This window comes from Rheinheimera sp., from assembly GCF_036568245.1.
Classification (GTDB): domain Bacteria; phylum Pseudomonadota; class Gammaproteobacteria; order Enterobacterales; family Alteromonadaceae; genus Alishewanella.
Window position 1 is genome coordinate 1 of sequence record NZ_DATCSY010000027.1, and the last position, 10,225, is coordinate 10,225.

Genomic DNA, 10,225 nt, shown 5'->3' on the forward strand with positions numbered 1-10,225 from the left:
CATTGCGGCGCATAGATATCTACACCATAGCTGTCAGACCAGCTGAACCATTTCTTTGAAATACTGGCCAGCAGCTGATCCTGCTGCCGGATCTGGTATTCGTGCTGCCAGAAATTGCCACTCATTTCCAGCATGCCCTCTGGTGTACTGATGGTGAAACGGCTGGTCCAGAAAGGCCAGAACTTCTTTTTAATCAGCCACTCGCTGCCGTCGTTATTCAGCAAACGACAGGCTGGCATGATGGTTATGTATTTTCGCTTGATTTTCAACAGCACAGTGCCGGTTGCATCAGATAAGGTCTGGCTGCTGGATAAACTGAACAGCTTACCACTGACACTGTAAGCGTTATCGCCGTTTTCATCTTCAATTGAAAAGCTGTCAGTTAAACTGAAAATTTTCTGTTTAATGCGGTATTTCATCCGATTTGTATACCTTATTAAGGAAAGTGGCGCTTGTAACATAGCCTACTTGGATTCCCCCTGTCTGGTAAAGCCTCAGTTACTGTTAATCAACACCGTGCTGGCGGTTAATTAATTTGCTGTCACCTGCCAATAAATGCCGCTAGGCTATTAATCATCTGGTTAATTAAGGCAGTTTTGTTATGGCAAATGCATCCGGACGCCCCTTGTCTGCTGACGACACACAAAGCCGAGAGCGTTTATTGTGCGCTGCGCGCGAACAATTCAGTAAGCGTGGTTATGCTGCGACAACTACCCGCGATATCGCCAGAGTAGCAGGCATAAACCCGGCCATGATCCGTTATTACTTTAATAACAAAGCCGGCCTGTTTCAGGCCGTGCTGCACGAAACTATCCAGCCAATGCTGAGCATGATGCACTCTGCACCGATGCAAAGTGAGCAGCCGGATATGCTGGCGCTGGTGCAGCAGTATCATCGTATGATGGCGCCGCATCCGGAGCTGCCGCGCATGATCTTCCGCGCGTTACATAATCCGGCCTCGGCTGAGTATCAGATGGTGAATGATACCTTTAACAGCGTGATCCGCTCTGCGGTTGAACATCTGCTGGCTCAGATGGCAAAAGGCGCCGCGCAGGCCAGCGCTGCTCAGCGCCAGGCGCTGGTTGTCAGTGCACTGGCACTGGCGGTGTTTCCGTTTTTAATACCGGATGTGGTGCGGCAGATCTTGCAGTTCAGTGCAACACCCGACGAACTGGCGGCAATCGCCAGTTGTGCGGCGCCGTTGTTTGCCTGCGCGGTATCCGGTGCGGCCGGAGGTGAGCATGCGTAAGCTACTGCTATTGAGTATAGTGATTGCTCTTTGCGCCTGTCAGGGGCAGGAATCCAACTCCGCCTTTGGCACTGTAGAGCGCGAAGTGGTACTGGTTACTGCCGCTGCTGATGGCCTGATCACTGAGGTTACCGTGAAAAAAGGTGAGCAGGTAGCCGCAGGCCAGCTGTTGGTGCAGCAGGAAACCACAGAGCAGCGGTTGTTGCTGGCACAAGTGCAGGCTGAACTTGCCGCTGCGCAGGCAAAGCTGGAACTGATACAGCTGGGCAGCCGCACAGAGCAGCGTGAACAGGCTAAAGCGAACCTGGCGCGGGCCGAGGCAAAACTGGTTGATGCCAGGCTGACACAGCAGCGCCAGGCTGAGTTACTCGCGCAGCAGTTAAATTCGCAAGCCGCTGTGCAGCAGGCTGATGCAGCACTTGCTGTCGCCGTGGCTGAGCAGCGGGCGGCCCAGCAGCAGTTAGCTGAAACACTGGCCGGTAACCGGCAGCAGGATATTGAACAGGCATCCTGGCAGGTTGCGCAGCTACAAGCCAGGGAAGAACAGTTGCAATGGCAGCTGCAGCAAAGCAGTACCTATGCCGGTCGCGATGGCGTTATTGACGATGTGCTGCGTTATCGTGGCGAGCGGGTACAGCCAGGCAGTACCTTGATGACACTGGCGGTGTCTGACTCTGCCTATGCCCGGGTGTATTTACCCGCCAGTGTCATTGCACACTGGCAAGTCGGGCAGCAGCTAAATATCTGGTTGCAGGGCCGTGAAACAGCACTTAGTGGTACCGTACGTTATATCAGCACAGAAGCCGCCTTTACACCGCATTTTGCCTTGCATCAGCAAGAGCGCAACCGGCTGGTGTATCTGACTGAAATCAGCCTGACAGACAGTAAAGATCTTATCAGCGGCACGCCGGTACGGGTTGAACTGCCATGACTGAGATCGTCATTGAAACCCACGGCCTGACCAAATACTTCGGCGATTATTGCGCGGTAAATAACCTTGATCTGAGCATTCGCCGTGGTGCTATTTATGGTTTTCTCGGGCCGAATGGCTGTGGTAAGTCAACCACTATGCGGTTATTGACCGGGCTATTAACACCCTGCGCCGGTGAAGTGCGGGTGCTTGGTAATGAACTGCCGCAGAAGGCCGAAGCACTTCGGCGTAAAATCGGCTATATGACGCAAAAGTTTTCACTGTACGACAACCTGAGCGTAGCGGAGAACCTGCAGTTTGTGGCGCAAATTTATGGCCTGGCAAAACGGCAAAGCCAGCTGCGGATTGCGCAGCTATTGGCGTTATATCATCTTGAAGATAAGCAGCAGGTGCGTGCCGGTGCCTTAAGTGGCGGGCAGAAACAGCGCCTGGCCTTGGCAGCTGCCACCTTGCATGAACCACCGTTACTGCTGCTGGATGAACCGACATCAGCGGTGGATCCCGAGAACCGGCGTGAATTCTGGGAACGGTTGTTTGATCTCAGTGACGCGGGTACCACGATATTGGTGTCTACGCACTATATGGACGAAGCAGAGCGCTGCCACGGTCTGGCCATTCTTGAGCTTGGCCAAAAGCGCGCCGATGCCAGCCCGCAGCAACTGATGCGTCAGCTAAAAGCCAGTGTATTTGTGTTACAGGGGGATAACCTGCGCCAGTTAGGCAAACAGCTGGCACCGATGTCTGAGGTGATTTCTACCGCTCAGATTGGTAATTCTTTGCGCGTGTTGCTGGCACCCGGGCTGGCTGAGCCTCAGCGGTGGCTGCAGCAGCAGCTGCCGGGCTCTTCGCCACAACGGGTAGAACCGAACCTGGAAGATGTGTTTGTTGCGACAACCGGAGTGGGTTATGCCAAGTCTGCGCAGAATTAATGCCATTATGTTTAAAGAGTTGCGTCAGCTGGCCCGTGACAGAATCACTTTTGCCATGATAGTGATGATACCGCTGATTCAGCTGGTGCTGTTTGGCTATGCCATCAATACCGATGTGCGGCAAGTACCGTCAGCGGTTGTCGATTTGGCAGGTACAGCACAGAGCCGGCAACTGATATATGACTTGGAAGCGTCGCAGGTCGTGCGGTTTAGCCTCCGCTTTGACAGTGTTGTGCAAGCCGAGCAAGCGCTGACCGGTGGTGTTGTAGCCGCTGTGCTGGTAGTGCCGGCTGATTTTCAGCGCAGGTTGGCTCTGCGTCAGGAAGGGGCACAGTTACAGCCGGTGGCGCAATGGATCACGGATGGCAGCGACCCGCTGCTAAGCGGCGCGGTCAGTACGCTTAGTCAGTTACCCCTGACGATGCAGGGCATCCAGAGCAGTAACCGCCCTGGCGCAGTCATGCAGGTAGTGCGCTACTTTAACCCGGAGCAGCGTACAGCCGTGAATATAGTGCCGGGGTTAATTGCCGTGATCCTGACCATGACGATGGTGTTGTTTACCTCGGCAGCCGTGGTGCGGGAGCGCGAGCAGGGCAATATGGAGTTTCTGATCACCACGCCGATGCAACCACTGGAGCTGATGCTGGGAAAAATTGTGCCTTATATTGCCGTTGGCTGTATTCAGACCGGCATCATACTCGGCCTTGGGCATCTGTTGTTTGCCGTGCCGTTGCCGCTGCACTGGATGTCGCTGCTGGTGGTGACGCTGCTGTTTATTCTGGCCAGCCTGACGCTGGGGCTGATTATTTCAACCCGAGCTGGCACACAATTGCAGGCGATGCAGATGACGGTGTTTATCTTATTGCCGTCTATCTTGCTGTCGGGTTTTATGTTTCCTTATGCGGCTATGCCGGTGGCAGCGCAGTGGCTGGCAGAAGTACTGCCAGCGACACATTTTGTCCGGATGATCCGGGCGGTAGTGCTGCGCGATGCACAGTGGTGGACGCTCAGCTACGATGTGGCGTATCTGGCCGGCTTTACCATGATTGGCTTAGTGGTTGCTACACTGCGGTTTAAAAAGCGGCTGGATTAGCAGCGCTTTTGTTTAGCAGTGCGTGGGGCTGGTAGCGCTATAGCTGGTGAAAACTGACTACAGCGTTCCGGCCACTCTGCTTAGCCTGATACAGCGCTGTATCAGCCTGCTCTATCAACTCGTCAGGCTCAGTAAACTGGCGGGTACTGCTGACACCGATACTGACCGTCATTTTTATCGGCTGCTCAGCGGCAAGCGGGCTGACTTCAACGGCTTTCTTTAACCTGTTGGCAATCAACATGGCGGTGTCTTCTGATGTGTCGGGCAGGCAGATCAGGAATTCTTCGCCACCATAGCGAAACAATAAGTCGTAGTCCCGCAACTGGTGGCTGGCCAGGTCAACTACGTGCTGTATGGCCTTATCGCCGGCTCTGTGTCCAAAGGTATCATTCACCTGCTTAAAATAATCAATATCAAACAATAATACGCTCAAGGTACTGTGATTACGCTCTGTCCGGTTCAATTCGGCCATTAAGCGTGGTGATAAAGAGCGGCGGTTTAGCAGACCGGTCAGGGCGTCGCGTTCGGAAATATGCAGTAACGCCAGCCGCTGCTGCGAATGGCTTAGCATAATAACGCAGCCAAACACCAGTATGGCAAAGGCGGTCAGGCTGAAGTAGCCAATACTGTAGATCAGCGTACTGTAATGGGTATGCACCAGTTCATAGTATTCAGCCAGCATGTAAGCCGAGCGCAGAATAAACTGGATGATATTAAAGGCAAATACGCCGATAAATGCCAGATACACCAGGCCCAGCTCGGTATCACGGTGTCGTGACAACATACGGATGCTCCACAGGTTCAGCACGATAACCGCCGGAATAGCCAACAGCATGCGATTGGCTATAGCTGCACCGGCGAAGTCGCTTAGCTGTGCCAGATAAAGCGGAACAATTGCCAGCAGCAACCACTGCCGTTTTCCCGGTAACTGTAAATGACGATGAATGCCACAGGCCAGAGCCAGATGGGCGCCAACACTGCTGGTATTTGACAGTGCCGGGCTAAGCCAGTACGGCACAGCGTGGGTTGTGAAGCTGAACACGCTGATCAGCGCATTTAACAGCATAAAGACGGCGGCTAAAATGAAATAACGCTGATACCTAAGCTGACGCTCTGCTTTATATTGCAGCGCCAGTAAGATGGTAAAAGTGCAGGTGATAAACACATTTACAAAGGTGAGCGTCAGTACATCCATTATTATTATTTAATCTGGCACCGGACAAAAGGGGCAGAAAAATAGCACAAAATTTCAGCAGCAGCAATTACCCGGACAGGCAGTCAGACCAGCTGTCCGGGAGGTGATTACGCCAAAGAGTAGGGTAAACCGTCTTTGCAGGTAAATTGCTTATTACCTTTATGTGCACAGCTGACCTGACGGCCTGTCACCATGCTGAACCAGATGCAATCGGGCTCGGAGGTTTGCAGCTGGATATCATCAATGCTGGCTTTATCCTGGCAGCCATTAATGCCACTGCGGTTTAATATCAGCTCAACATGGCGGCCATTATTGTTCAGCACGATAGAGCAAGGTGCTTCACGGTGGCCGCTTAAAGCCACAAACTGGGCCGGATTTTGTAACCCGCTGGTGCTGCCGTCGGCAAAAAATGCCAGCAGTTGCTGGTAATACACCACGTAGCTGCATACGTCTTTATGTGAGCCTTGCTGCAGCGGGAAGGTCTTATCTAAAAAACCTTTAGAGTAGTCCATCACCTGCTTAACGTGGCGCTGATTCAGCTCGTTAATCACGCTAAGCTCGGTCGCCATCCAGGCGGTTTGGCTCTGTGATGGGGTGCTGTGTTGTTGGGCCAGTGTTGTCATGATGTCATCCTCGTTTTATCAACTCTTGTTGCCAGTAATGGTGTAATACTTCGGTTCGCAACTCCTGCTGTGCTCGCCACAGCAACTCGCTGCCGCATGCGCGTTCGCTCAGACACTCTGTGGCTGCGCTATCAGGATTCCGAACCTTTGTATCTGCGCTCTGTTAAGAACGCAGACCAGTTGCTATCGGTTAAAAACTAGTCTAGGCTAAAAATCAGCATAATTTCACAATAGAAATTTCACAGTGTGAATTTTACAAAATGAAACTAAACAAAAGCCTGCTCAGAAAGTCACATTTTCTCGGTACTAAGATCAGAAACCTGAGAAAACGTAATAACTTAACCATGGAAGATTTGTCGACACGCTGCATCCGGGTAAACCCCGAGCAGGCACCGTCGGTGTCTTACTTATCGATGATAGAGCGTGGCAAACGGACGCCGGGTATTGAAATGCTGGAGGTCATTGCCGAAGTATTTCAAAAAGATCTGGACTGGTTTTTAGACGGCGAAGATGCCGGTGAAGACTTAACACCGGAAAAAGGTAGCCGTGGCGGCATCAGCGGCATGGCACTGGAGCCGGGGTTTTTATTTTCTAACGACATTCTGCAAATCGCTATTCCGGAAATGCTGTCGCAAACCGGTACCAGTGGTAAGCAATTTGCCCAGTTGCTGATCCGTGCGCATCAGGAACACAACCAAAACCACTTTCCAGAGCTGGAGCGGGCCGCTGAGGAAGTGGGGCAAAAACGTATGCCACTGAGTGTAGAAGAACTGCTGGCAATAGTGAAACAACTGGGTCTGACGCTGCGCTGGTATGACGAAGCCCCAAAAGAGTTGCTGGACGAGCTGGGTGTACTATCCAAAAATGTCTCAACATCGTTTTTCAGCCCTCCGGCGACATTGCACCTGAACAGTCTGTTAAAAGCTTATCCGACCCGGTTAAAGTACGAGCTGGCGGTACATATCGGCCATGCAGTACTGCACAATAAAGACGGAGTGAAAAGCAGTATGACAGTGGGCGGCGCTCAGGATGATGAATTATCGCAATCTACTGCTGTGCAGCCGCAGGATATACTGCATGCCTGGCGTGATTTTGAATCCAGCTTTTTTGCCGGTGCGCTGCTGTGCCCCAAACTGCCGTTTCGTCAGTTGCTGGACCGGCAGGGCTATGAAATCAGCTCTCACCTGCAAGCCGGTGTGTCGGCATCAGTCGCCATGCGCCGGATGACAGCCGTGTCACCTTATACCCACTGGCATTATTTTGATGCTTATACGCCGGGTAAACTGAAAGCGGTATATCGCGGCAATGGCATTCCGCTGCCGTGGGGCAATATGCGAAAGGTAGAAGACCCGTGCCAACACTGGGCGGTATTTCGCATGTTTGACGTGGAAGGGGTAAACAGCAGCGCACAGTTATCCTTGCTGGATGTAAACGGTGCACCGCGCATTTACTGTTGTGAATCGACCAAGGTGCAGGATCTGGCAGGCAATACGCATGTGTTGTGTGCTGGTATCGACTTAAACCCGGCTTTACTGGCGCAAGGGGTAGATGCCGATAGCATGGCGGGCGAGTTAAAGCAGCTCTGTGTGGGCAGCAGCGGTGGTGCTAAAGTGCCGAAAACCATTCAAACGGCGCTGACCAGTGTGGCGAATATTCTGAACATTAACTGGGTTGCGCGCAGCTTACAAAAGCCAGCGCAGCTGATTTGCGCCCGCGGTAACAGTTGCCCGCGACAACCCAGTTGTTATCAGTGCGAGGGGTAGCAGTATGTTGAAACTACAGGGGCTTCAAACCGGTTTACCCACACCAACACGCCGTAAATACATCCCTGTAGGCTCGTTTTAGCCCATCCGGGGCTTCAACGGTTGGCTTAGGGTAAACCGGTTCTCGCTTGGTGTAGGTTCAACGCTTATTATCTCCCAGCAACTGTAGGCTTTCATCCAATAAGCTGGTCAATAAGGCTTTACCGCTGCTATCTACTTTAAACTGCCCATAGCGCGCGGCTTCGTAAACGGCGGCTGTGCCCTCAGCAAAGAAAAAGCCATTTGGGCCAACACTGTAAATGCCATCACGCTGGCGCAGTGATACACCAATCACGCCAGGCTGCTGCGGCAGGTCATTACTCAGACTGTGTAAACTGGCAATGCCCTGGTCAGACAGACTAAGCCAGACGTATTTGAACTTACCGGCATCGTCCGGTAATTCACGGTCTATCGCATAAGCCAGCGCCATATAGTCACCCTGCATAATAGAGCGTGGGTCAACCGGTGCCAGCTGCAGCATCATGTCCTGGCCGCTGCGTAACGTGTGTTCAAAACGCCAGATAGCTGCTGTGGCGGCCAGTAAAATAACCAGTAATGCTGCGCCAATTGCCAGACGCTGTGTCGTGCGGTTCATGCAAACCTCCGCTGATAGCGCTGCAGTAACAGCCAGGCAGCCAACAGTACCAGGCCACTTAATGCCAGAATGCCCGCTTTGTACAGCAGGGTAAGGTTTAAGCTGTAATAAAACTGACTGGTTGTCAGAAGCATGCTGAGCAGGCATAGCCCATACCACAGCCTGCTACAACCATAAAAACACGCCAGCATCAGTGCGGCACTTATCAGCAAGCCCGATGCACTGTACAGCACAATACTCAGCAACAGCGCCATGCTAAGTAACGCCAGCCGGCTTGGCACTGTGGCCTGGCGGCTGAGCCAGAATACTGTCACCATAAACAGTACTGCGCCTGATGCACTGTAAAAGCTTGCGGCATAAGCCGTGCTGGTATCAAGCCAGAGCTGGCTGTCAAACCAGACCATACTCTGGCCGGATATCGCCAGCAGCAAAGCAGCAAGCGTAGTGACATCCAGCAGGCTTTTCACGGTTTGACCGTAGCGCAAAGCAGCCCATTTCGGTCTGTTACACCATAGCAATAGCGCAGTACCCGCCAGTATGATGCCGCTGACCGCCAGTACTGTTGCCGAGCTGATAAGCGACAGCAGACAAGCCAGCGCAATACTGATACTAAGCCGCTGATGCAATGGCTTTAACGGGCTGAACAACAGTAATACAGCGATGACGGCGCAGCTGTATCTTGCCACGTCATCATTGAATAAGTCATAGCTGATGTACACCAGCATGCCCTGGCCGGCCAGCGCAATAGCAACAGACATCTGTTGCAAGAACTCCAGCGGCTTTACTGCCAGCCAGATAGCGGCACTGATTAACAGCAAGGCAATGACAGCCCTGACCGCATTATGATCCGCCAGTGCCAACACCGGGCCAATAAAAGAGCCGATGATCAGCACTGAGGCTATCCAGGCCGCGATAGCCAGCAAAATTTGCAGCCACCAGGGGCTGGCGCTGCGTTGCAGCTGCCCGGCTGTTGTCTGGTCAACAATACCGGCTTGTTGTAATTGCAGTGCCAGTTCAGTCTGATTCATGCTGACACTCCCGCTTGCCGCTGTAATTGTTTTTTAAGCCAAAGAGCGGCGGCAACGCTGCTGCCAATGACAAACAACGCCAGCAGGTTCATGGCGAAAAAGCCATCGCTGAGTTCCAGCAGGCGCGCCAGTATGCTGGTAACCACTGCAATAGCGCTGTAGAGCAGTAGCGCCAGCACAAAGATATCGCGTCGGTAGCGGTAGTATCTGAGCGCTAAACCGGCACTCAGCAGCAGGTAACACAGCAGGTTTGCCTGGTAGTGGTTATCCCAGGCGCCGAGCATAGCGCCATAAGTGTGTGGCACGATAAACATCACCGCGCTAAAGCGCAGTAGCAGGTTGTCATGCTTTACACCAAGGCGTGGCAGGGCAACATCGGCAAACAACAGTAGCAGCAGGTTTACCAGTGTCAGGTTAAGTATCATGGGGGCGCTGGCAAACAGCCAGAAAAATTCAGAGCGGGTATGCAGGTAGCGGCTGGCAGCCAGCTCCAGAATAACAAACCATAGCAGGTAGCAAGCGCGGCTTTTCGACACTAATACCAGCAGGGTGATTAACGCTGCCCAACTGGCGAATAACTGCCAGATATCCGCTCCGGTCTGATAGGTTTGGCCGATCAGCGCCAGCAGGGCTCCGGTTAATATGCTGCAGCCAAACAGGGCTGAGCGTTGTATCAGGCTGTCAGCTGCACTGCAGATTGCCAGCACGCCACTTAGCAGCACTGCGGTGCCAGCCAGTGCAAATTTGGCGAAGTAGTGCATATGCGGCCAGTTGTAGGCG

General features: G+C 52.9%; 11 protein-coding genes. 5 read left to right on the top strand and 6 right to left on the bottom strand.

Annotation, left to right across the window (positions count from 1 at the left end; all coding sequences use genetic code 11):
- The coding region (locus VIN66_RS01115) for an LURP-one-related/scramblase family protein (RefSeq protein WP_331922277.1) at positions 1-419 on the bottom strand (419 nt) is incomplete at its 3' end.
- A 182-nt stretch (positions 420-601) separates the two neighbouring features.
- Here VIN66_RS01115 and VIN66_RS01120 point away from each other — a divergent pair.
- Genes VIN66_RS01120 through VIN66_RS01135 form a run of 4 tightly spaced genes read left to right on the top strand, consistent with a single transcriptional unit; the run spans position 602 to position 4,202 of the window.
- Entirely contained in the window at positions 602-1,249 is a 648-nt protein-coding gene (locus tag VIN66_RS01120; RefSeq protein ID WP_331922278.1) for a TetR/AcrR family transcriptional regulator, read from the top strand.
- Complete coding sequence (locus tag VIN66_RS01125) at positions 1,242-2,180, top strand: HlyD family secretion protein (protein ID WP_331922279.1); 939 nt, start codon at positions 1,242-1,244, stop codon at positions 2,178-2,180. Before VIN66_RS01120 ends, VIN66_RS01125 begins: the two co-directional genes overlap by 8 nt.
- Complete coding sequence (locus tag VIN66_RS01130; RefSeq protein WP_331922280.1) at positions 2,177-3,109, top strand: ABC transporter ATP-binding protein; 933 nt, start codon at positions 2,177-2,179, stop codon at positions 3,107-3,109. The genes VIN66_RS01125 and VIN66_RS01130 overlap by 4 nt, the downstream gene beginning before the upstream one ends.
- Positions 3,087-4,202 carry an ABC transporter permease gene (locus tag VIN66_RS01135; RefSeq protein WP_331922281.1) on the top strand — a complete coding sequence of 372 codons (1,116 nt, stop codon included), beginning with the start codon at positions 3,087-3,089 and terminating at the stop codon, positions 4,200-4,202. Before VIN66_RS01130 ends, VIN66_RS01135 begins: the two co-directional genes overlap by 23 nt.
- Positions 4,203-4,239: 37 nt before the next feature.
- Here the strand turns inward: VIN66_RS01135 and VIN66_RS01140 are convergent, their stop codons facing one another.
- Both VIN66_RS01140 and VIN66_RS01145 read right to left on the bottom strand, forming a co-directional pair.
- Positions 4,240-5,397 carry a GGDEF domain-containing protein gene (locus VIN66_RS01140; RefSeq protein WP_331922282.1) on the bottom strand — a complete coding sequence of 386 codons (1,158 nt, stop codon included), beginning with the start codon at positions 5,395-5,397 and terminating at the stop codon, positions 4,240-4,242.
- Between the two features lie 107 nt (positions 5,398-5,504).
- Positions 5,505-6,020 (bottom strand): malate synthase, encoded by a 516-nt coding sequence (locus tag VIN66_RS01145; protein ID WP_134052167.1) that lies wholly within the window; start codon positions 6,018-6,020, stop codon positions 5,505-5,507.
- A gap of 260 nt (positions 6,021-6,280) precedes the next feature.
- On the opposite strand from VIN66_RS01145, the gene VIN66_RS01150 reads away from it, so the two are divergent.
- Complete coding sequence (locus tag VIN66_RS01150; RefSeq protein WP_331922283.1) at positions 6,281-7,783, top strand: DUF3612 domain-containing protein; 1,503 nt, start codon at positions 6,281-6,283, stop codon at positions 7,781-7,783.
- A 139-nt stretch (positions 7,784-7,922) separates the two neighbouring features.
- Here the strand turns inward: VIN66_RS01150 and VIN66_RS01155 are convergent, their stop codons facing one another.
- The 3 genes from VIN66_RS01155 to VIN66_RS01165 all read right to left on the bottom strand — a co-directional run.
- Positions 7,923-8,417 (bottom strand): GDYXXLXY domain-containing protein, encoded by a 495-nt coding sequence (locus VIN66_RS01155; protein WP_331922284.1) that lies wholly within the window; start codon positions 8,415-8,417, stop codon positions 7,923-7,925.
- Positions 8,414-9,445: a DUF4401 domain-containing protein gene (locus VIN66_RS01160; protein ID WP_331922285.1), complete on the bottom strand. Its 1,032-nt coding sequence runs from the start codon at positions 9,443-9,445 to the stop codon at positions 8,414-8,416. The genes VIN66_RS01155 and VIN66_RS01160 overlap by 4 nt, the downstream gene beginning before the upstream one ends.
- The coding region (locus VIN66_RS01165; RefSeq protein ID WP_331922286.1) for a DUF2157 domain-containing protein at positions 9,442-10,225 on the bottom strand (784 nt) is incomplete at its 5' end. The genes VIN66_RS01165 and VIN66_RS01160, both read right to left, overlap by 4 nt.

Excerpts from the sequence above, each read along its gene's own strand:
- VIN66_RS01120 (WP_331922278.1), top strand. The coding sequence starts at position 602 with ATGGCAAATGCATCCGGACGCCCCTTGTCTGCTGACGACACACAAAGC.
- VIN66_RS01125 (WP_331922279.1), top strand. The coding sequence starts at position 1,242 with ATGCGTAAGCTACTGCTATTGAGTATAGTGATTGCTCTTTGCGCCTGT.
- VIN66_RS01130 (WP_331922280.1), top strand. The coding sequence starts at position 2,177 with ATGACTGAGATCGTCATTGAAACCCACGGCCTGACCAAATACTTCGGC.
- VIN66_RS01135 (WP_331922281.1), top strand. The coding sequence starts at position 3,087 with ATGCCAAGTCTGCGCAGAATTAATGCCATTATGTTTAAAGAGTTGCGT.
- VIN66_RS01140 (WP_331922282.1), bottom strand. The coding sequence starts at position 5,397 with ATGGATGTACTGACGCTCACCTTTGTAAATGTGTTTATCACCTGCACT.
- VIN66_RS01145 (WP_134052167.1), bottom strand. The coding sequence starts at position 6,020 with ATGACAACACTGGCCCAACAACACAGCACCCCATCACAGAGCCAAACC.
- VIN66_RS01150 (WP_331922283.1), top strand. The coding sequence starts at position 6,281 with ATGAAACTAAACAAAAGCCTGCTCAGAAAGTCACATTTTCTCGGTACT.
- VIN66_RS01155 (WP_331922284.1), bottom strand. The coding sequence starts at position 8,417 with ATGAACCGCACGACACAGCGTCTGGCAATTGGCGCAGCATTACTGGTT.
- VIN66_RS01160 (WP_331922285.1), bottom strand. The coding sequence starts at position 9,445 with ATGAATCAGACTGAACTGGCACTGCAATTACAACAAGCCGGTATTGTT.